We start from the raw sequence: 22,213 nt of genomic DNA, 5'->3' as shown, positions 1-22,213 counted from the left end.
AATTATCTATGAATTTTAAATTCTAGTACAATCAAACATGTTCAATACACTTTTTTACATAATGCTTTGAACTTTCGAATGTTGAAACTTTAGGTGCAAACGCAGGAGATTAGTAAACTGTGGCAGCCTATGAAAAGAGCCTTAAATCATGAGATAACGTAATCGCTAAGCATCAAATTACAGTGAGTTAACTTGATCGTCTATGCAGAAAGCTTCACCTCCCTATACTGCTGCCTTTCCTTCACACGCTCACGTTGCAGTGGCAACAGACTTATTGCATATCTCAGCATCCGAGATCATTGCTCGATTAAACTGAGTTTCGCCAAATCACTTTATTGAGCCTACGAACCACACGATACGTGTGTGTTTTTACTTTTTTTGGTCTAAGTAAGCGCTACGCCTGAGATTCAATACGATTTGAGGTAACACATTCTCATAATCCTATAACTTGCACCAATTCAACAATGCTTTGATGTCATTGAACTTCTTCAGATTTAATGGATAGGAAATAAAAGAGCTGAGGGTATTTGTCAAGGGCTAAAATTAGCCCTTATTCTTGCGAGTTGCTACTTAACCTTTTTCCAAACCTCGTATTCAACAAATTTACCATTTTCAACGAGCTTGTGATGCCATAAGTTATCTTTGACTTCAAAGGTAAACGCCATACGCCTCCCTATTAGGCTCTCAACATTTCCTAATGTCACCGTCTCGATAAAGTAATTGTCTTTAAGTTCATATGTTCCTCCGCCAGCATAATGGAACTTATTATTACTGCTAGTAATATAACTAAAATGGGTGCCGTTTATTATTTTTGTGGAAGTAACATTTGGCGCAGCAGCGGTCACCCTTCCCTCAGCTGTGGCATATTCTCCTTTAACGAATTCCCATGTACCAATCAGAGGGTTTGCCAACAACTGTGGCGAGAAAAATATAAAAGTGAAAAGTAAAATTCGCATTAGATATTCCTTATAAAGCTTCAACGCATCAATGCAGTATATTGTCGCGTACCTAGTTAGGACAATAAGAAACACCTCAACATGCAGAACTTTCACCTAAACAGCTTGATCACAATCAGACTCTTTAATCACTTGATCTATCAGTTCAAACAATCTATTCAGTGCCTTTTCTACGTCTAGGAAATTCTCTTGTTTAAGGAGTTGATCAATCTGTGTGACTGTTTGGTAGATCTCGTGGCAGTCAAACATGGCTGATGTTCCTTTTAGCGCATGAATTGACCTTCCTAGACCTTCATAATCTTTATATTTAAGCTGATTCTGTAATTGAACAAGCTGCTCATGGAGTCCGTCTATATATTGCATTTTAAGCTGTTTAAACTCTGCATCAGGTAAACTCAGCTCTTCATCCACTGTTATGTTGAGATAATGAGAGACTTTTTGAGCAAATTTCGTTCGATCTATGGGTTTAGCTAAATGGTCAGTAAATCCAAGTTTAATATAACGTTCAACTTCATGACTCATGGTGTTCGCTGTCAATGCAATAACCGGCGCTGTACAACCCGTTGCTTGTATAAAATTGAACGCTTGTTCACCATCCATCACTGGCATCTGAATATCCATCAATATCAGGTCAAACTCGTTATCCAATACTGCTTGTACAGCCAATTGGCCATTCTCGACAGCTGTCACGTTCAAACCCATTCTTTCCAATATTCTTGTTATCAACCTGCAATTGTCACTATGGTCTTCCGCAAGCAACACTTCCCCTTTGAGTTCTTCAGACTCTACCTCCGTTACCAAAGCTTGCTTATTGTGATTTGAATGATGAATCTCATCAAATGAATTGACCCAGACTGTCTTCTCTGTTGTAAATAAACTGAGAGACAAAGTAAATGAAGTCCCTGAACCAACCTCACTCTCAACTTCGATGTCTCCATCAAGTTTCTGGGCTAGGCTCTTAGAGATGTTAAGGCCTAAGCCTGTGCCACCATATTTTCGAGTTGTCGATGAATCTGCTTGATAGAATGCACTAAACAGTTCTTTTTGCTCCTCGGAAGTCATTCCAATCCCTGTGTCTTTGACACATATGTATAAGCGTTCATCTTTACAACTTACCACGATTGAGATTTTACCTACTGACGTAAACTTAAGTGCATTTGAGGTCAAGTTGAGCAGTATTTGTCGCAGACGTGTTGGGTCAATCACCACGTAATCGGGTAACGGGAACTGATAATTTAATTCAAACTCTAGTCCCTTATCGCGGATCTGCTTTCCTAGTAAAGACTCAACATGTGCAATTGACTGGAATAAGTTTGCTTCGATTAACTCTACTTCAAGCCTGTTCGCTTCAATCTTAGACATATCGAGAATGTCATTGATTAAACCGAGTACATGACGGGAGTTTTGTAAAATTACAGTGATTGCATGGTTACGTTCATGGGGCTTAATGTCCCCCAATATAATCCCATCCGCATATCCAATTATAGAGGTCATTGGCGTGCGTATCTCATGGCTCATATTCGCAAGGAAACGACTTTTCGCTTCACTCGCATCACGTAATTCGGATGCCAACTGTTCCAATTCATAGGTACGTTTAAGTACTTTTGCTTCGAGGTTTTTGTTTAGCTCTATATTTTCTTCACTGGTTAGTCGAACTTTGTCTGCGACAGCAAATGCTAAGAACATTGCATCTAGTGCGACCCCAATTAAGCCCAGTAAATAAAGATTAACCGCAATTGGTGGAAGAAGCCCTAAATTTGTAAAGTTGCCTATCATGTTCGGCACAGCCATACAGACATAGGCCAAGATAAAGTATCTAGCAGGTTTGAAGCCTTCTAATATCCTTAATACCCCAATATAAAGACCTAAACAAAGTGCCACACCGGTTGACATTGTCGCCCATAGAAATCCGAAACCAGGGAACAAGATGCTAAATGGAGTTCCTATCGCCGCGATTACCCCTACCCATATTGAAGCAGACGATAAATTAGGATGAGTCTCTTTGAGCTTAAGTAAACAGTTATAGAACAAAGCGTTACTGATTGGAGAAAGGGTAAATCCAAGCCAGTGTAGATGCGGTGAGTAGAAGCCAAACAACTGATCAGATATATGGAAAAAGTGACTCCAAGCAAACACCATCGTCGCTGCAAAAATAGCGTAGTATAGATGTGTGAGATCCTTTGAGCCTATATAAATTAATAAGTTATAAAGGCCTAATACGATACCAACACTAAAGCATAAAATCATTATCAGGTTGTCAATAACAACCTGTTCTTTAAAGTCAGGGACAGGTACGAGCTCTAACTTAATAGGCGTATAAAAGAAGTCACTTTCGAATAATGTAACTATGTAATACTTTTCATTAGGCTTCAGTGTAACCGTATTTCCATAATGAAATGCAAATTCGTTTTGTACCATGCCTCCAGAATAATACCGTGCAACACTTGACTGGGAATAAATCCGTGTCTCAATATTTGAAAGTACGGTATTGTATGGATACAAGACAAGTTGCTCATACATAGACTCATTAACGATTTCCGTGACCAACCAATAACGACCTGAGAAGAGTGCCCGATCCGTTTGCGGTTCTAAGCCCTTTGCCCAGCTTTGGACCGATTCGAAAGAGTCCGGAAAGCGTGTATCATCTTTAGCCGCAAGCACTAAGCCTTTATCATGTAAATTGACGCCACGCTCAATTCCATCAAATACATACTCAGTGCTCTTAACATGAGTTGAAAAAAGTATCGCAATTAACAGCAAGATAAATTTATTCAATTGCATTAATACGCCTAAAGTGAGCGCCAATAGCTCGCTTAAAAGTTATAAGTAACATCCAACCCAACTCTCTGTCCTTCTCCTTTAAAGTCTTCTAACATGCCCAGAAATGAACTTAAATCAAACTTTAGATGGCTATACTCTTTATCAAACAAGTTTTTGGCCCACACACCGACTTGCCAGTCTGCGTATTGATATGAAACATTAGCTCGCCACAGTGCATAACTTGCTTGATTTGCATAAGGGTTTTGATTTTGATCAAAGTAGTAATCCGATTGAAAGTCCACACCGATCACTGTATCCAGTTCTCCACCCTTAATATTCATAGTGTAAGCAAGCTCCGCAGCAACATTCCACTCAGAAGTAAATGGAAGGCGGTTGTCCGTTAATGTATTACCTAATGGATCTGTAAACTCTTCAAAATTGGCTTCAGGAATATAACCAATCGCCACCCTACTCGACAATTCATTTGTAAAAGTGTAGTCGAGCTCTAATTCCGCGCCATAAATCATCGACTCCCCTACATTTTCAAGTAGTTGCAATGGCGGTGCGCCTGGCGTCGATGCTGCTTGGTTCATAAAAACTTGCTGATCTTGATAATCATAATAAAACACAGCGCCAGACAAGAAGTAATCTGTCCCGGTTAACTTGAAGCCTACCTCGTGAGACATTGTCTCTTCAGGGCCGTAGTCAGCCAATTGCGCCTGCTCCGCCGACGACAGCAGCCCCCCATTATAACCACCACTTTTGCTTCCATTTGCCAATGAATAGTAAATCAACAGCGCATCAGATGGTGTATAGTTCCATGCTACTTTTCCTGACACACCATCATCCTCAACTTTACCAACAACAGTATAGAAAGGAATAATAGAGCCATTTATATCGGCTGGATTAGTAATAAAATTCAGGCGAGAAACCGAGTCATAATCTACTGACTCATCAGAATAGCGTATTCCAACTGTCAACATGTGGTTCTTTGCAAGCTGCCACTCATATTGAGAGAATAATGCAATGGATTTAGTGATTATCTCATTGTCGTAAAAGAACGTAGTCGTTAATTGCGGCGCCAATACGCCACGCAAGTCTCGTAAAATATCATTGTGATTATTTTGGTAAATACGCTCTTCAAGGTGAAATGCACCAATCGTTAGATGATCTTTTCCGATTTCAGCCTGATATCTAAGTTCGTTTGTCACCAATTCACTTTTTAGGCCAAGCTCTCCCTCACACAATCGCGCAGGACTGCCATCACAGTTAAATGCATGATCTCTGTCTAGGCGATTAAAGCCATTTAAATAAGTAACACTTGCTGTGTCACTTTGCTGCCATTGCAGTTCCAACCCCCAGCCTTTATAGATACTAAGGTGAGGCGAATTATTGTTAACTCGCACAGCCCAAAAATCATCATTACCATCATTGAAGCCAAAACTATCAACACACCCTATTTTGCCAGCTTCAGATGGAGTACAGCGCACTTGATTTAAGGGGTCTTTAAATATTCCAATATTGCCAACTGGTTGAACTATGCCATCCCAATGCCCATAGTAACCTTTTACAAAGGCACTCCAATTTTCCCATTCCCCCAAATAACTCAAACGTAAATCATTCTGTGTCAGTCCCGCTTCTGGTGACGTTTCTAATAGGTTATAACTGGTATATTCATAATCAGTGTGACTAAAGGCAACTCGGATGGCACTTTCATCATTCAACCGTGCATTATAGGCACCTTGTGCTCGCTGCCAATCATCGGTTCCAATACCTAGTTTTACATAACCATAATTGCCGTCTTCTGGACGCTTAGTTCGCACTAATAGCGCGCCCCCAGTACTGTTTCTGCCAAACAAAGTACCTTGTGGGCCCTTAAGTACTTCCACTTGCTCTATATCAAACAGGTTTGCAATTTGGTTATTTGCTGAACCAACACTCAACCCATCTACGTACATTGCAATGGGAGATGTATTCGCAGTGTTGTAATCTAATAGTCCGATACCTCGAATATTAATAGCAGGTGGCGTACCCTCAGCAGCATTTTGACTAATCTTGAGATTTGCGACAAAAGTTCCCAACTCTGTGACATCTTTCACACCTTGCCTCTCTATCTGATCTGCACCGATTGTAGATATAGAGACACTGACATCTTCGATATTCTGTTTACGTTTTTGAGCGTAAACTTCAATGGTTTCCATAGCGCTTTCGTCAGCAGAAAAAGCAACCGATGGGTTAACGAATAATAAGGATATTGATATTGATAAGGCAGAGAGTTTAAACATGTCCGTTCTCGTTCATTTTAGCGGTGTTCACTTTGCTCACTTGAGTATAGTCCAAAAGAAAAGACCTCCAATAAAATTGCAGGCCTTTTCTGTTACTTAACGTCTATTTTCTCTCAAGTTCCGTCGGGGTCAAAGCCATTTTCTCCACTTATTTCTTCCGGAAGCCCACAAATGGCTCTTGAGGTTTGCATGCCAGCCATCACAGCGGCTTCAACACAGCCGGCATTGACGCCTGTTTTTATCCAATCACCTGTAATATATAAGTTTTCAAACAAGGTACCATCTGTTGTTAGCCTAAAATCACTACTTCCGACTACAGATAGTACGTAACGCTCACTGGGGTCAACATTTACGCGCCAATATTGCGTGTCAAAACGCACATCTGTTGAAGGTGCGCCTGGGTCATACACAACATCCCATATAAAGTCACCAGCGGAATCATAGGCCAAAGGCCAAAGTGGTTTCATTTCACTTTGCAGTTTTTCTACAGAGTTGACCTTAACTTTAGCTGTTTGCTCTTTAGGGAATGAATGCTCACTACTTGGTGGATAATAGTCGCAAGTAAAAGCACTACAAAAATAGGCAATATTACACGGAGTGTCATTTGGCCAGTCTTCCACTTCAAGTAAGTTTGACATCGCAGCCCATGTATCAAAAGGCTGAGAAAATGCACTAAGAATTGGACGCTCTTCACTTGGCGGTGTGTAGTTAAAACCCAATTGCTCATCAGTCTTATTCAGCCAAACCTGAAAAGCCTGCGTCGCAACCGTTTTTACCTTAGTACTCTGTTGCTCAAACGCATAGTCCAACGCCAAAAGCTCTGGGCACAAATGCTCCAACGACCCAACAGAGATGCCAAACACAACTTTATCAAAATCTCGCATTCTCTTGAGCGTTTTTTTAGGTAGCGGTTGTTGAAAGTGTTGCTCGTATATTTGTGGCCAATCACTCCAAAATGACTCCAAGTTAACATTATGCTGTTGAAGTAGCGCCGCCTGTTCCGTATCAATTTGTTCAAAGTTAGGTTTTGCAGGCCAGCATGGCAAGCCCTTTACATCAACCAGAGGATTATATTGTCCATTTTTCAATGCAACCTGTTCAACGACTGAGATTTCTTCAACGACGTAATTACCGTTTTCATCTTGTCCTGGTTTTAATGACTCTATTTGATTGAAAAACTCAAACTTGACACCGCGCTCACTGAGTAACTCGTAGATAGGCGAAAATATAATGTCTCCCATGCCTGCTTGCATTTTCCACATTACGCCCCCTTTATAGCACAACATGATCCGAATCATCGCCAAGGATGCTACACCAGCTTCTACATTGCCATTTTCAAAATCCCCGTCGACGTAGCCAAAGACCAGATCATAAAATCCACGCACGGGAGCCGACTCGACAGCATACTGTTTATCTGCACCATTTCGTGCCAACCAATACTTAAAGTCATACTGATTTAGAACCCCAAACCCTTTAGCATGAACTCTATCTCGGATCATGCCTACGGTCATCGCGATCGCAAGGTCTGCACAAATATAAGCACGTCTGACAGCTGGGTTATCATCAATAAGCTCAAGCGCTTCACTACGCAACCAACGTTTCAACTTTCTGACGATATACCAAGTGACGAGTCTATCTTTTGTATTCGATAGCTTTTTATCTTTCGCTCTTAAGCTCATTAGCTCATGTAGCTGTGAGATGAGCAGCTTTGGCGTAGAGAGTATATCCTGTGCTTCATCCACTGCGCTGTCAAAAAATGAACGTACTTTATCCTCAACACTGTCTACAGCATCCGAAATTTCACTCGCAAGGTGTTGTAAAAGGCTCCTATCTCTGCTTTTTCGGGTTTGTAACTCAACTTGCTTATGGGAAGCTTCTATCGCTTCCTCTAGTTCATCTATCCATTTGTGCAGCCATGCAACAACAAGTTCAATCAATTGCCAAAAGTGAAGGTCCAACGTACCGTCAGCTGGATTTCCATCAATGAGCGGAAAGTCTACGGGCCAAGTTTCCCATTCGTTATCTATGTATTCTTGTAAAACCACAAAACTGTGTGGTTTTAAAGCTTGCTGCCAAGTGTGAATGGGAATTGTAGATGGCCGATTTAACTCGTTGTAAACAGTTTCAATTGCGCGAAATGAATTCACATACGCACCAAACCAAACGTGCAAACCATGCTCTTCTATCCGCTCACCATACTCCGAGTTTCTGCCACTTGCGCCTTTACCACCGAGTCGCCAGCCTAGCTGATACACGGTAATATCATATAAGTCTTGCCAGTTTTCTTTTTCGGTAAGATAGACAGCTGCAGTCATTGCAGACACTCCACCACCTAAGATAGCGATATTCTGTTTTGTCATGTCAAATCCTTACATCCATTACAAGTCTGCAGTAACAATTTCTTTTGCGCCGTCTTGATCAAAGTCCATGCAAAGGAAGTAAGGTAATTTGGCAAATTGCTCACCGACTTTAATACCGAACATGTCTTCTAAAGGAAAAGCGTCAACTTGATTAAAAGTCACTTTGTATTCATCCTTCAAAAACCCTAACTTGTGGATTTTTTTAACCGTTGAAGGAGAGTGAACGACAGCACTGTAAACACTATTTTCAGCATATCCGTCTGGAAACTGTTTAAACAAAATCTGGGCTAACTGAGGATTTGAGAACCCTGTAAATAACTGTTTAAAAAAATCTATACCAACACCAAGATCAAGGACACTATTATGGATAAGATCAGCGACTTCTTTACCAATCTCAATAGCTTCCTCAAACCAAGTATCGTCATCAGCGACTCTTTCTATTGAAAGTAGTTCGTACCAAGCCATTTTCTTATCGGCCTCAAATGGCTGAAATGTTTCGAGGCTCAAAGAAAAGTAATCTGCACGATGTTGGCTACTCGGCATCTGATACTTGCACAGATATTTGTTATATCCCCAAGTTTCTCGGCCATTAACCAATGCGTTTATGTTGTTTACGGTGATAAACGCAGGGTACCAATACAAATGCGTCAATTTATTTTCTTGCTTATTTATTTGTGCAATAGGTAACCAAACAATGATATCTGTTTCTTGCATATACCCATAATTACTAAAAGGGGGCACTTTAGAGGCAATATTTTCGATATCTGTAAAAGTTAGCAAACAATAAGAAGACAAAGCTCGAAAAGCTATATTTTCGCTTGGTACTGAGTTTAACGTTGAGTCCACATAGTCTTGAATGGTTTCGAGCTCCCCTTTAACAAAAAAGCCATACATCATTGCATTAAGCATTCTGCATGGCGGTTTTGCGATGGGATTTCCCGGAAAGTGTCTATAAGGAATACGAGGCTGATCTGACATACATAACTCCTTCTACTTTAAGTTTTACATTGTCAATTCTAGTCCACTTTTTATTCTCCGGTTGGCTAATTTTAACTTAATTGCATCTTCAATATTACCTTGACAAAGTCTTGTATAGTGCTGATATGCCTGAGCACAAAAGTTTTCAGACAGAGAATTCATAAAACCATGCAAGTAACGTGTTCGATAGCAACTAACCCCATGCACACCAGATAAGTGTTCTATTACAGGCTTTACATCAAAATGCTTCTCTTCATAGGGGAAGTAGATATCTACATCACATTTAGGGTGTAATTGCAGGTGGTTTCTGATCTGACCGGGGTAAAAAGCAATAAGCTTGGTCGCGCTTTTTATTGGCATTGCAGCTAACGCACGCCAACTCGCTACAGCTCCCGCAGAAAACCCGATAATTAAATCAGGTTGCTTACTTGAAATAGCCTCAACAACTTTCTCGACATATTTCTCGTGACCTGTCGTTTCTATGAATTGTTGATAGACGGATGGCTCATCTCTATCGATGTGCCCTTGTCTAAAAGGATAAGGAGAACAAATGGCCGTGCTGCCATCTAATTCGTTTACAAAGCCCTCAAGGCTTTTTGTTTGACCGAAAATATCACTCACTACAAGCGTAATCATAGCGTTTCTCATATTATTATTGAAATTAACTTGATACGCCAACCTTGTATTCTACCCGAAGCGTTTGGTTAAAAACACTTTTTACTTACTTAACAGCAAGACCAATCCCTGAAAAAATTCTGTTGGCCACCGCACTTATTCCCAAAAAAGGTTGATGTACAAACTAAAATGTAGCAAAAACAATAAAATTGTAAAATTAAATAAAAATCCAATCTTATAAATTTAACGTACGTAATTTAGTATGAGTTGGAAATTGCTCTGTTTTTGCTAAGCTTTATTGATAATAAAAGAAGAGAGTTCAGCGTGCGCAAAACATTATTTTTGTTATTAATGCTAATTGGGCCTGCTAAAGCCAAGTCAATTGATTGGATCATCACTGATTTTCCACCCTATTATATGATCAGTGATGCCCTAGAAGGGACAGGTAGAGACGAGCTCGTAATAAACTTACTTCATGACCAGTTACCTGAATACAGTGAAAACAAAATATTTTTCCCTGCGAGTCGGGCCATTCGAGCGTTAAGCGATAAGAGAAAAACATATTGTATGTTGTCACTCTATAAAACGCCTGAAAGACAAAAATTCATGTATTTCAGTGAAAGTTATGCAACGATTGGTCTGTCTCCTACCCTCGCTATCTCAAAGCAAACGCTCAAAGCATTAAATAAATCACAGCTTGAAAAAGTGAGCCTAAAACAGTTTATTGAACAAAATAACTTAGTACTTGGAGTTGCCATGCAGCGCTCTTACGGCGCACGTCTGGACGAAATAATAAAATCGATACCTAGAGAGCAAGTCATCGTTAGGCCTGGCCAAGATGCGCTAGAAAGCCTCACTAATATGCTTGTAAAAAGGCGAGTAGACGCAGTTATTGGTTACCCAAGCGAACACTTTTACATTCATAAGTTGACCCAGAAAAAAGCACAGCTTTCTCAACTTATACTGGATGATATAGACCCTTTGGCGTATGGGTATGTTGGCTGTACCAAGAACGAAAATGGGAGGCAAATAATCAGAGTAATCAATCAAACAATGCCTGGCATTACCAACTCTCAAGCGTTTAAAACCATCATGGTAAAATGGCTGCCTAGTTACCTAGAGTCTAAGTTAGATAAGTTACTCAAAGGGAAAGCAAGCTCGTAGGTCAGAAATGTCATTATCCATTCCTGACCTAGTGCTTATTTTATATGTTCGTCACATCTATAAATAACGACTCATCAATATTTGTTGATGATACCGTCGCTTCACTAAACTGGTACTCATCACGTGCCGCGTCTCTATCGATTGGCAAATTTTCGAAATCAAACAAGTTTGTATCTGCCAACTGACTCGGGCTAACATTTTGTAGAGACTTAAAGATGCTGTCTACTCTTCCGGGCGTTTTCTTATCCCATTCAACTAACATGGCCTTAATGTTTTGTCGCTGCAAATTTTCCTGAGAGCCACAAAGATTGCATGGAATAATTGGGAACTCTTTATGCTCTGCATACTTGATTAAGTCTTTTTCACGGCAGTAAGTCAGTGGCCTAATCACCACATTTCTTCCATCATCTGAGCGCAGCTTTGGCGGCATGGCCTTTAGCCTTGAACCATGGAACATATTCAAAAACATTGTTTCCACAATGTCATCCATATGATGGCCTAGTGCCAGTTTAGTTGCACCAATTTTCTCCGCGAAAGAATATAACGTACCGCGGCGTAACCTTGAGCACAAACCACAAGTCGTCTTACCTTCAGGCACTTTTTCTCTAACGACAGAGTAAGTATCCTTATCAACGATATAATAAGGGATATCCAAGCTCTCAAAATACTCTGGTAAAATATGCTCTGGGAACCCAGGTTGTTTTTGGTCTAAGTTTACAGCGACAACATCAAAGTTAATTGGCGCGGCTTTTTTCAGGTTCAGCAGTATATCAAGCATAGCGAAAGAATCTTTACCGCCGCTAATGCACGCCATCACAACATCACCCTCTTCGATCATATTGTAATCTTTGATTGCATTACCAACGTTTCTACGCAGTTTCTTTTGCAATTTATTAAATTCAAGTATTTCTTTTCTATCGTCTTTCTGGTTCATTACGACTTCTCAAGCCTACGCTAATACGGCTTTTTTAATTGCTACGGGTAAAAATTTTTAGGATGTGGATTATACGGATTTTTACTAGCGGTTGGAATATATCTGAGCAGATAAACAACCCACATTCCAAAAGTTTTTATAAAAAATCAAAACGCCCCCAAAACTAGGGCTTTGGAGGCGTGTAAAGGTCCTTTACAAAGTAGAATTAGCGCATGGCCATCATCATTTTTGCAGGTTCCTCTAAATAAGACTTCCAGAGGTTATTGAATCGAGCAATCGTACCCCCATCAATAACACGATGATCACCAGACCAACTTACCTGCATGATGGAACGCGAGACAACATTGCCATTCTCGTCAAATCGAGGTAAGTGCTGTAGTTTACCCAAAGCGACAATCGCAACTTCTGGTTTATTAATAATCGGTGTTGCAGTAGTTCCACCGATAGCGCCGATATTAGATATCGAAATTGTGCCGCCTTTTAAGTCATCTGGAGACACTCGCCCTTCTCTCGCAGCATCAGTTAATTTAGTCACTGACTCCGCTACATCAACAATTGACTTGTTCTGACAGCCTTTGATATTTGGTACAAGTAGACCGAGTTTACTGTCTACTGCCATGCCAATATTGTGGTCATCAAAATAAGTGATTTCTGTGCAATCATCATTCACTTGAGAGTTTAAGATTGGGAATTCTTTAATCGCAAGAGAAAGCGCTTTAATAAAGAAAGGCATCATAGTTAACTTAATACCTTGCTTTGCATATTGCTCTTTTAATGACTTTCTCAGCGCAATCAGATCTGTTAAATCAATCTCATCACTATATGTAAAGTGCGGAATTGTAGAAACAGAAGCCACCATCTGCTTTGCCATAGCAGCCTTCATACCGCGAATTGGTTCAACTCTTGTGCCGCCAGAGCTTGGGGCAACCGTTTGAGGCGCAGAAACCGCTTTTTCAGACGTAGCTGCAACAGGTGCTGACGAATTGCCACCCTGCAAATATTTTTCTAAGTCTTCTTTATACACACGGCCATTCTTACCGCTCCCCGCCACCAAGCGAATATCAATGTCCATTTCACGCGCGCGTCTTCTAACTGCTGGTGATGCGACGGCTTTGCCTGTAACAGCTTTTCCATTTACCGCATTATCGCTTGCTTGTGCAGGTTGTGGTTTATGAATTTCTAATTGCGCTTCTACTGATTTAGCAGGTGCATTCTGTGTTCCTGCAGAGCCTGTAATCCGCACCTGAAATAACGGGCTATGTACCTGAGCAATATCACCTTTTTGATAATATAACTTTTCCACAACACCGTCGTACTTTGCAGGGATCTGAACCAAAGCTTTGTCTGTCATAACATCACAAACAGCCTGATCTTCTTTGATCTCTTGCCCTTCGGTTACTAGCCACTCTACGATTTCACATTCAACTATCCCTTCACCTATATCTGGCAAGATAAAGTCTTCAAGGTGTGAACCCGTAGCTGTTGCTTGCTCATTTGAGCTTACACTGTCAGCCTCTGTCGCTTGCGGCGTTGCAGCTGCATCTCCTGCTACATCCATCGCAAATAAAGGCTCATGCACTTTAGCAATATCGCCTTTTTCGTAGTGAAGCTGTGTAATTACACCGTCGTGAACAGCGGGAATTTGTACTAGCGCTTTGTCTGTCATTACATCGCAAATCGGCTGATCTTCTTTTACAGTATCGCCAACCGCAACTAGCCATTCTACAACTTCACACTCTACGATGCCTTCACCGATATCTGGTAAAATAAATTCTTTAGACATGACTTATCCTTAAAATTCCACTGACTTTTTAATTGCTTCAAACACTTTCAGTGCATCAGGCACATACTCTTTTTCAAGTGCCAATGGGTAAGGAGTATCAAGCCCACACACACGTTCAATTGGCGACTCAAGGTGTAAGAAACACTCTTTTTGAATGGTCGCTGCAATCTCAGCACCAAACCCGTTTGTGATTGGCGCTTCATGGCTAATTACCAAACGGCCAGTTTTAGTCACAGACTTTATCAGTGTCTCAGCATCCCATGGCAAAATGGAACGCAAATCAATTAACTCACAGCTAATTCCAGCTTCCTCTGCTTTTTCTGCTGCTTGTTCAATAATTTCCATTTGCGCACCCCAAGCAAGCACAGTCACGTCTGTGCCTTCTTTTACGACTTCAGCTGTACCAATTTCAATGCTGTAGTCCTCTTCTGGTACCTCGCCGACAGATGCGCGGTAAAGTCGCTTAGGCTCAAAGAAAATCACTGGGTTGTCGTCTTTAATACACGCCCTTAATAAGCCTTTCGCTTGATATGGGTTACGCGGTACTACCAATTTTAAGCCCGGTGTATGGGCAAAATAGGCTTCAGGTGATTGCGAGTGATACAAACCACCTGCAATACCACCACCATATGGTGTACGGATTGTAAGGTTTCCAACGTTAAACTCGTTACCTGAACGATAACGGAACTTGGCTGACTCATTTACGATTTGATCGAAGGCTGGAAAAATATAATCAGCAAACTGAATTTCAGCAAGCGCAGGGGCGCCAAAAGCCGCTAGACCATTTGCAAAGCCGAGTATCCCCTGCTCTGTTAAAGGCGTATTAAAAACACGGTGCTTACCGTATTTTTCTTGAAGACCTGACGTTGCACGGAATACACCGCCAAAATAACCAACATCTTCTCCAAAAATACAGGCCTGTGGGTGCTCAGCCATACTGATATCTAGCGCCGAATTAATGGCGTGTAACATGTTCATCTTAGCCATTATTTGATTCTCCCTGCTGTTACTGGATAGGCGTCTGGATATTTTTTAATGTGCTCTTTAAGATCTTCATATTGTTTTTGTAGAGCAGGAATTGGCGTGTCATAAACATCAGAAACCAACTCTTCAAGTGCTGGCTTTTGAACTTTCTCTGCCACTTTTAGCGCTGCTAAGATTTCTTCTCTGATCTTGTCTTTAATCGCTTCATCTTCGCTTTCATCCAACCAGCCTTGCTTTAGTAGCCAAGATTTGAATCTTGCTACAGGACAGCTATTTTTGAATTCAGCTTCTTCCTCTTTTGTACGGTAACCAGACGGGTCATCTGACGTTGAATGCGCGCCTAGGCGGTAAGCTATCGACTCAATTAATACAGGCTCACCTGTTGTCACAGCGATCTCACGTGCTTTTTTGGTCGCTTCATAAACAGCTAATGTGTCTGCGCCATCAACTCGGATTGTTTTAATACCGTAGCCAACCCCACGAGATGCGATACCATCCCCTTTAAACTGTTCGTCAGCAGGTGTAGAAATCGCATATCCGTTGTTACGAGCAAAGAAAATAACCGGTGCTTTGTGCACTGCTGCCATATTCAGACCCGCGTGAAAGTCTCCCTCGGAGGCCGCACCTTCACCAAAATAGCAGATTGTGACGTTGTCGATTTCTGAGCTTAACTCTCCAGAGTCTTTGTCGATATGCTTGAGCTTTTGACCGTAAGCATATCCAGTCGCCTGAGGAATTTGAGTCCCTAGCGGAGAAGAAATTGTTAAGTAATGAAGTTCGTTTGAACCATAGTGAACCGGCATTTGACGGCCCTTTCCAAGATCTTTCTCATTCGAGAATAGCTGGTTCATAAATTGTTCTAGCGTAAAGCCACGGTAGTGCAATGCAGCTTGCTCACGGTACTGTGCCATGATCATGTCTTCTTGCTTTAATGCAGCAGCACTGGCTGTGATTGCAGCTTCTTCACCCAAACATTGCATATAAAAGCTTACACGACCTTGACGTTGTGCGGCTTGCATACGTTCATCCAACAAACGGATAAATCTCATAGTGCTATAGATCTTAAGTGCTGTTTCTTTATCAAGCTCTGGTGCAGTTGCACCGTCCAAGATATCGCCCTGTTCACTCAAGATTTTCAATGTTGGAATGTTAAGCGCATGACCATCGATGAATTCGAGTGCATGGCTTATATTTAACGATATGTTATTGGGGTTAGTCATAACCTACCTTCTCTTGTTGTCATCGCCAATTTGCAATACTTGCAGTCAAGAGCATCGACATACAGCCCGCTAATAGAGTTTTGAATAATTAGTGCGGTAAATGCAAATTACTTAAATTAAAGCTTTTGCCACTTTACGTTAACGTAAACGGTTATTCAACTAATCCTAGATGAATAACCGACAATTTGCATTTTTATTCTGGAAAGATTTCGATACGGCTATGAAATGACTTTTATTTCAGGTGGTTATATAAAGCTTTCATTTACTTCCATTGGAATTACGGTTAACAATGCACGTTGACCGAGCGCAACTTTTGCGTTCGGAAATATAATTGCTTCACCTTCCACTTCTGCAAAAATCTGATTTTCACCGTCGGTGGCTAATAATTCACCTTTCGCAAAACCGGTGAAATTTACAGCACTGTCGGGGAATGGGAAAGAAAAGTCTTCACAAGTGCGGTTTATTGTTCTGTGCACTGTAAACAACTCGAAGTCTTCTGCATTAAATTCCTTATATTCCACTTCTTCTTGGCTAATTAATGCTTTCAAAGTTTGCTTTGTAGCTTCGAAACTCGCCATATTGTTCTGACCAAACGGCTTCACCTGCCCGAGTTCGACTGTGAATGCGTCTGCGCCAAATTGCTTGGAAGAAAAATAGCTAAATGTCGTTGCCGCTGAACTCATCATTAGTACAGTGTTTACGCCGCAAGATAATAAAAATTGAAGTTGTGATTTTTTCCATGGTTTGCCATGTAGAAATGGGTAAACTGCAAACTTTTCGTTTTTAGAACCACGAATAGCAGTATGTAAATCATAGTGCGCGCGGTAACGACCTTCTTCAACAGTGGTAAAGAAAGTGCGTACATAAGCCTCTAACTTAGCAGCTCTAAGTTGTTCAGGGTTTTCTGAACGATTTTCATGCGCACCATTGAACAAACGATTTAAGTTTTCATCCACAAATCGCTGGCCAATATTGATCGATTTAGGGTTGCCATAAATGAACAATACACGTTGTTTTAATTCAAGGCTGCCCATGATAATTTGCTGAATAAGTTCATCACAAATTTCAATGGGAGCAGTCTCATTTCCATGCACCGCACTTGAAAGCACAATGTCTTTACTGGTTTTGCACTTCGGCGTGAATTCGATAACACCGGTATCAATTACTTTAACCTCTGTACCATTGGCCAATGTAAACTGGCTCGGCTCAAGTGAAAATTCATTTTCACGAGTAATGGTTAAAAAGTCCCCTGTCGCTTTTAATGTATCAAGGTACATACTGTCACCTTATGAGAGATGTAAAAAAGAAAAGGCCATTAATGAATGGCCTTTAAGAATTGTATTAATTTAGCTAATGACACTATCTACTAGTGCTTTCGCCGCGCTTTCAAGTTCAGCTAAATGATCTTCACCCTTGAAAGACTCTAAATAAATTTTGTATATATCTTCTGTGCCTGATGGTCTCGCCGCAAACCAGCCTGACTCCGTTACGACTTTTAAGCCACCAATTGCAGCACCATTTCCGGGCGCATGGGTTAAAATATCCGTAATTTTGTCACCCGCTAACGTCGTCGCTTTAACATCATCAACACTTAAAGCTTTCAAACGCGCTTTTTGTGCGTCTGTTGCTGGCGCATCAATTCTCTTATAGCTTGGCGCACCGAACTGTTGCTCTAATTCACGGTAACGCTCAGACGGCGTTTTACCTGTTACCGCTAATATTTCAGCTGCCAATAGACCCAGAATAAAACCATCTTTATCCGTGTTCCAAACATCACCATTCTTTCTTAGGAAAGACGCACCAGCACTTTCCTCACCGCCAAATGCCAACCATTTGTCGCTTAAGCCTTCCACAAACCATTTAAAACCCACTGGTACTTCATATACTTCGTGGTCGAGGTTTTGAACAACTTTGTCGATCATGCCACTCGAAACAAGTGTTTTACCTACTTTGATATCTTTTGCCCAGTCACGATGTTGCAGCAAATAATCGATAGCAACGGCCAAGAAATGATTTGGATTCATCAAACCGTCTTTTGTTACTATTCCATGGCGATCATAATCAGGGTCATTCCCTATGCCGATATCATAGTCATCTTTCAACGCAATTAGATTAGCCATTGCGAATGGCGACGAGCAATCCATACGAATTTTGCCATCTTTATCCAATGGCATAAACGCAAAGCGAGGGTCAACTTCATCATTCACAACCGTTAAATTCAGATTAAAACGCTCAGCAATTACTGGCCAAAAATTAATGCCCGAACCACCTAACGGATCAATACCAATGTTTACCTGTGCTTTTGCTATCGCATCTAAATCGATTACGTTTGCAAGATCGTCAACATATGGTGTGACCAAATCTTCATATTTAATGAAACCTGAGCGCTTAGCTTTAGCAAATGGGAATAACTCTACTTCGACTAAGTCTTCACGTAACAATTGGTTGGCTCTTTGCTCGATCCAATTCGTGACATCGGTATCCGCTGGCCCACCATTTGGCGGGTTATATTTAAAGCCTCCATCCTCTGGTGGGTTATGTGATGGCGTCACAACAATGCCATCAGCTAGCTCCTGAGGGTGCGTCCTATTGTGACAAACAATCGCATGACTTATTACGGGTGTGGGAGTGAAATCATCTCCATCTTGAGTGATCACTTGCACTTCATTGGCAACAAGCACTTCAATCGCAGAGTTAAATGCAGCTTCTGAAAGTGCGTGTGTATCTTTGCCCAAAAAAAGTGGTCCAAAAATATTATTTGCCTTTCGATAGTCACAAATAGCTTGTGTGATAGCCAAAATATGCGATTCGTTAAACTTCACATTGTATGAGCAACCACGATGACCAGAGGTGCCAAAAGCAACACATTGATCGGGATTCACTTCTAAATCAGGCTCGTTTAAATAATAAGCTGAAACCAGCTTTGGAATATTCGCGAGCTGAGATTTGGGAGCTGGTTTGCCTGCGTTTGGATGGTTTGCCATCACATTTCCTTATAGGTAGTCTCGAATGGTTTCTGCTTGCTGCTGAGAGTAGCCTAAGTTTAGAGCCACCTCGTGCAACATCATCTTTTTACGCGTGGTATTTGAATTGGTCATGACCCAATACTCACTATCAGTGATATTTTTTGGGTTCATACTGCTCCCGCTTTCAAGTAACGCTTCTTTACTTTTTGCGAAGTAAATTCTGTCTCGCCCTTTAATTTCAAGTACTTTATTGAACTGGGCTTTGTGAGTTCTGTGAAACGCTGCCAAAATAAATAAAAACCGACCCACTACACCCTTTTGCATAGCAAGCTCTTCTTTATTCAATATGTTGAATACATTTGCAGCTTCTTTAATTGGCTCAGGCTTCTCTTCAACCTCTTTAACTGGTTGAATTTCAGCCGCTTCTTCATCTTCGGTTACCGTTTTTACCGAATTGACCTGTGAAGGCTCTAACTCTAATAAACGACGCAGGATCTGTGAGGCGCTCTCACCAATACTCTGCGTATTGCTTGCAATGTATTGATATAGCTCGTCATCTATTTCTATTGTTTTCATGCTTGTCCTGTCATTTTGTACATATACCGCATCTGCAACGGATTATATCTAAATTTATCATATTCCTCTACGGCTTTGATTTTTGAATTAACACTGGCAAAATAGCACCGGAAACTCGGAGGTAGTATGTTACTCAATTTTAAACAAAGTGGATTAGACCAAAATAACGCTAAATCAGTGATCTTAATTCATGGCTTATTTGGTTCTTTAGAAAATCTCAATGTCATTGCTAGAGCACTTGAACCAAGCTTCAATGTCATTAACGTAGACCTTCGTAATCACGGTCGTTCTTTTAAAAGTGACGATATGAATTATCAAGTTATGGCTGATGACGTACTATCGCTCATTAGTCACCTTGGACTAGAAAAAGTGATACTCGTTGGTCACTCCATGGGCGGCAAAGTTGCTATGCAGGTTGCTATGCTCGAAGAACAAAAAGTCGAAAAATTAGTCATTCTAGATATTGCTCCCGTAGACTATCACCCAAGACACGACACCATAATTGCAGCGCTAAACAAAGTAAGCCAACAGTCTCCAGCATCCCGTAGCGAAGCTGATAAAATTATGTCGGACTCAATTGAAGAACTCGGTGTCAGACAATTTTTGTTAAAAAGTCTCGCGAAAAATCAACAAGGTGAGCTGGAGTGGCGTTTCAATCTATCTGTCATAGAAGAAAATTATTCTAAGATAATCTCTAACATAGATACACCTCGTACCTGTTTGTGTGATACGCTCTTTATTAAAGGTAATAACTCCGATTATATTCTGGCAGAGCACAGGGAAGCCATTGTTGGCGCGTTTTCAAAAGCGAAAGCGAAAATCATCCAAGGTGCAGGCCATTGGCTTCATGCAGAAAAGCCAGAAGCAGTAAATCGTTCAATTATTGATTTTATTCAATAATTGTCAGAGATTTTTATGCGGCGCCGCTTAATTTATTGTAGATAGGTATGCTATAGTAGCCGCCGTTTAAGGTTTTAGTAGTGCAAAGATGATCAGTCAATACATAAATGAGTTTGAAACTCTTGGTTTTTACTTTGCTCTCGCATGTATATTTTTTCTTATTGGAATGGCGATACAGGACGTTCTAAAGAAAGGTGACGTGCCTAAATTTGGTCGATACATCGTCTGGCTGGTGTTGTTTTTAGGTTGTTCTGGTTTTATAGCCAAAGGTGTTATCCAAGTGTTTTGGCAAGGTGCGGGTGTTGGTTAATGGCCAAGTCTGAATTAGATAGAACAACTATCGACTTATTTGAAAATGAAAAGCGCCCTGGTCGGCCGAAAACAAATCCCTTACCCAGGGAGATGCAGCTTAAGATCAACAAGCGTAATCAAATTAAAAGAGATAGAGCAAGAGGGTTAAAGCGCGTAGAGTTTAAAGTTTCTTCTGAACTTTACCAAGCTTTGAGTGATATGGCGGAAGAGCAAAATATCAGCCGTAGCGCACTCATTGAAACCATCTTGCAAGAGAAATTAGCGATTAATAGATAAAGGTAAGTAATTAATGGCAAGCGTAGGTATTTTTTTCGGCAGTGATACGGGTAACACCGAACACGTTGCTAAACAGATCCAAAAAGAATTAGGCAAAAAGTTAATTGATGTTAAAGATATTGCTAAAAGTAGCAAAGCTGACATTGAAGAGTTCGACCTAATTTTGTTTGGTATCCCTACTTGGTACTACGGTGAAGCACAATGTGACTGGGACGACTTTTTCCCAGAACTAGAAGAGATCAACTTCGAAGGTAAGCTAGTTGCTATCTTTGGTTGCGGCGATCAAGAAGACTATGCTGAATATTTCTTAGATGCAATGGGCATGGTAAACGATATCGTAACTGAGCGCGGCGCAATCGTGGTCGGTCATTGGTCAACAGAAGGTTATGAGTTCGAGGCGTCTAAAGCACTCGTAGACGATAGCCACTTTGTCGGTCTTGGTATTGATGAAGATCGCCAGCCAGAGCTAACTGAGCAGCGTATTAAAGCTTGGTGTGCTCAGGTTTACGACGAAATGTGTTTAAGCGAATTAGAAGATTAATTCTTTGAATTACTAAAACAAGCTTTGACTTGTTGCCCGTGCACGTTATTCTTAAGAAAATGGTCGTGCTTATTCTTAAGAATTGAAGTAAAAGAAAATAGATTGAGACAGATTAAATGACTGATCACAACTTAGAGCTTAAAAAGGCGGGCTTAAAAGTCACCTTACCGCGTATAAAAATTCTAGAGATCTTACAATCTCCTGAAAACCAACATATCAGCGCAGAAGACGTATATAAGATCCTGTTGGATAAAGGCGAGGAAATCGGCCTTGCGACTGTATACCGTGTTTTAAACCAATTTGATGACGCTGGTATCGTGACTCGTCACCACTTCGAAGGCGGAAAATCTGTTTTTGAATTATCGGGCAGCACACACCATGACCACTTGGTATGTTTGAAGTGCGGTAAAGTTATCGAGTTTGAAGACGACGTTATCGAAACGCGTCAGGTTGAAATTGCAACAAGCAATGGCATCAAACTGACCAACCATTCTTTGTACTTGTACGGTGAGTGTGTCGATGAAGAAGCTTGCAGAAAGTTTACTGAGTCGGAAGAATAATAATAGCTTTTACGCTATTAAAATATTGAAGCCAGCGCTAAGC

At 40.9% G+C, this 22,213-nt stretch carries 19 protein-coding genes; 6 read left to right on the top strand and 13 right to left on the bottom strand.

Annotated features, from left to right (window positions below):
- Nucleotides 1-566: 566 nt before the first annotated feature.
- From A7985_RS03105 to A7985_RS03080, 6 genes are all read right to left on the bottom strand, one after another.
- Nucleotides 567-956, bottom strand: a complete 390-nt coding sequence (locus tag A7985_RS03105) for a hypothetical protein (RefSeq protein WP_065790010.1) — start codon at nucleotides 954-956, stop codon at nucleotides 567-569.
- A gap of 96 nt (nucleotides 957-1,052) precedes the next feature.
- On the bottom strand, nucleotides 1,053-3,737 hold the full coding sequence (locus tag A7985_RS03100) for an ATP-binding protein (RefSeq protein ID WP_065788955.1): 2,685 nt from the start codon (nucleotides 3,735-3,737) through the stop codon (nucleotides 1,053-1,055).
- 32 nt (nucleotides 3,738-3,769) lie between these two features.
- Nucleotides 3,770-6,001, bottom strand: coding sequence for a TonB-dependent receptor (locus A7985_RS03095; RefSeq protein ID WP_065788954.1), 2,232 nt, complete (start codon nucleotides 5,999-6,001; stop codon nucleotides 3,770-3,772).
- Nucleotides 6,002-6,114: 113 nt separating this feature from the next.
- Entirely contained in the window at nucleotides 6,115-8,361 is a 2,247-nt protein-coding gene (locus tag A7985_RS03090) for an NAD(P)-binding protein (RefSeq protein WP_065788953.1), read from the bottom strand.
- An 18-nt stretch (nucleotides 8,362-8,379) separates the two neighbouring features.
- Nucleotides 8,380-9,339 carry an acetoacetate decarboxylase gene (locus A7985_RS03085; RefSeq protein ID WP_065788952.1) on the bottom strand — a complete coding sequence of 320 codons (960 nt, stop codon included), beginning with the start codon at nucleotides 9,337-9,339 and terminating at the stop codon, nucleotides 8,380-8,382.
- A 24-nt stretch (nucleotides 9,340-9,363) separates the two neighbouring features.
- Complete coding sequence (locus A7985_RS03080; RefSeq protein ID WP_065788951.1) at nucleotides 9,364-9,975, bottom strand: hypothetical protein; 612 nt, start codon at nucleotides 9,973-9,975, stop codon at nucleotides 9,364-9,366.
- A gap of 303 nt (nucleotides 9,976-10,278) precedes the next feature.
- Between A7985_RS03080 and A7985_RS03075 the strand changes: the two genes are divergently transcribed.
- Nucleotides 10,279-11,118, top strand: coding sequence for a TIGR02285 family protein (locus tag A7985_RS03075; RefSeq protein WP_141685254.1), 840 nt, complete (start codon nucleotides 10,279-10,281; stop codon nucleotides 11,116-11,118).
- A gap of 40 nt (nucleotides 11,119-11,158) precedes the next feature.
- Here the strand turns inward: A7985_RS03075 and ttcA are convergent, their stop codons facing one another.
- The 7 genes from ttcA to seqA form a co-directional block, all read right to left on the bottom strand.
- A complete protein-coding gene (gene ttcA / locus A7985_RS03070) occupies nucleotides 11,159-12,052 on the bottom strand; it encodes a tRNA 2-thiocytidine(32) synthetase TtcA (RefSeq protein WP_065788950.1) in 894 nt (297 codons plus the stop codon).
- Nucleotides 12,053-12,257: 205 nt separating this feature from the next.
- Nucleotides 12,258-13,835 (bottom strand): dihydrolipoyllysine-residue acetyltransferase, encoded by a 1,578-nt coding sequence (locus tag A7985_RS03065; protein WP_065788949.1) that lies wholly within the window; start codon nucleotides 13,833-13,835, stop codon nucleotides 12,258-12,260.
- Between the two features lie 9 nt (nucleotides 13,836-13,844).
- A complete protein-coding gene (locus A7985_RS03060; protein ID WP_065788948.1) occupies nucleotides 13,845-14,822 on the bottom strand; it encodes a transketolase C-terminal domain-containing protein in 978 nt (325 codons plus the stop codon).
- A complete protein-coding gene (locus A7985_RS03055; protein WP_065788947.1) occupies nucleotides 14,822-16,039 on the bottom strand; it encodes a thiamine pyrophosphate-dependent dehydrogenase E1 component subunit alpha in 1,218 nt (405 codons plus the stop codon). Before A7985_RS03055 ends, A7985_RS03060 begins: the two co-directional genes overlap by 1 nt.
- Before the next feature lie 245 nt (nucleotides 16,040-16,284).
- The gene (gene astE / locus A7985_RS03050) at nucleotides 16,285-17,316 is read right to left on the bottom strand and encodes a succinylglutamate desuccinylase (RefSeq protein WP_065788946.1); all 1,032 of its coding nucleotides are present in this window, start codon (nucleotides 17,314-17,316) and stop codon (nucleotides 16,285-16,287) included.
- 69 nt (nucleotides 17,317-17,385) lie between these two features.
- Nucleotides 17,386-19,023 (bottom strand): phosphoglucomutase (alpha-D-glucose-1,6-bisphosphate-dependent), encoded by a 1,638-nt coding sequence (pgm, locus tag A7985_RS03045; RefSeq protein ID WP_065788945.1) that lies wholly within the window; start codon nucleotides 19,021-19,023, stop codon nucleotides 17,386-17,388.
- 9 nt (nucleotides 19,024-19,032) lie between these two features.
- Entirely contained in the window at nucleotides 19,033-19,581 is a 549-nt protein-coding gene (gene seqA, locus A7985_RS03040; RefSeq protein ID WP_065788944.1) for a replication initiation negative regulator SeqA, read from the bottom strand.
- Between the two features lie 126 nt (nucleotides 19,582-19,707).
- Here seqA and A7985_RS03035 point away from each other — a divergent pair, with 126 nt between their 5' ends.
- The 5 genes from A7985_RS03035 to fur all read left to right on the top strand — a co-directional run bounded on the left by A7985_RS03035 (nucleotide 19,708) and on the right by fur (nucleotide 22,170).
- On the top strand, nucleotides 19,708-20,481 hold the full coding sequence (locus A7985_RS03035; protein WP_065788943.1) for an alpha/beta fold hydrolase: 774 nt from the start codon (nucleotides 19,708-19,710) through the stop codon (nucleotides 20,479-20,481).
- An 88-nt stretch (nucleotides 20,482-20,569) separates the two neighbouring features.
- Nucleotides 20,570-20,791: a DUF2788 domain-containing protein gene (locus A7985_RS03030; protein WP_023399386.1), complete on the top strand. Its 222-nt coding sequence runs from the start codon at nucleotides 20,570-20,572 to the stop codon at nucleotides 20,789-20,791.
- A complete protein-coding gene (gene ybfE / locus A7985_RS03025) occupies nucleotides 20,791-21,069 on the top strand; it encodes a LexA regulated protein (protein WP_023399385.1) in 279 nt (92 codons plus the stop codon). The genes A7985_RS03030 and ybfE overlap by 1 nt, the downstream gene beginning before the upstream one ends.
- 13 nt (nucleotides 21,070-21,082) lie before the next feature.
- On the top strand, nucleotides 21,083-21,610 hold the full coding sequence (gene fldA / locus A7985_RS03020) for a flavodoxin FldA (RefSeq protein WP_063371920.1): 528 nt from the start codon (nucleotides 21,083-21,085) through the stop codon (nucleotides 21,608-21,610).
- A gap of 116 nt (nucleotides 21,611-21,726) precedes the next feature.
- A complete protein-coding gene (fur, locus tag A7985_RS03015) occupies nucleotides 21,727-22,170 on the top strand; it encodes a ferric iron uptake transcriptional regulator (protein WP_063371919.1) in 444 nt (147 codons plus the stop codon).
- The last annotated feature ends 43 nt before the right edge of the window (nucleotides 22,171-22,213 follow it).

It is taken from the genome of Pseudoalteromonas luteoviolacea (genome assembly GCF_001696455.1).
In the GTDB taxonomy this organism is placed as follows: Bacteria; Pseudomonadota; Gammaproteobacteria; order Enterobacterales; family Alteromonadaceae; genus Pseudoalteromonas; species Pseudoalteromonas luteoviolacea_C.
The sequence above is the reverse complement of the archived record's forward strand: the minus strand, read 5'-3'. Positions and strand labels throughout refer to the sequence as shown.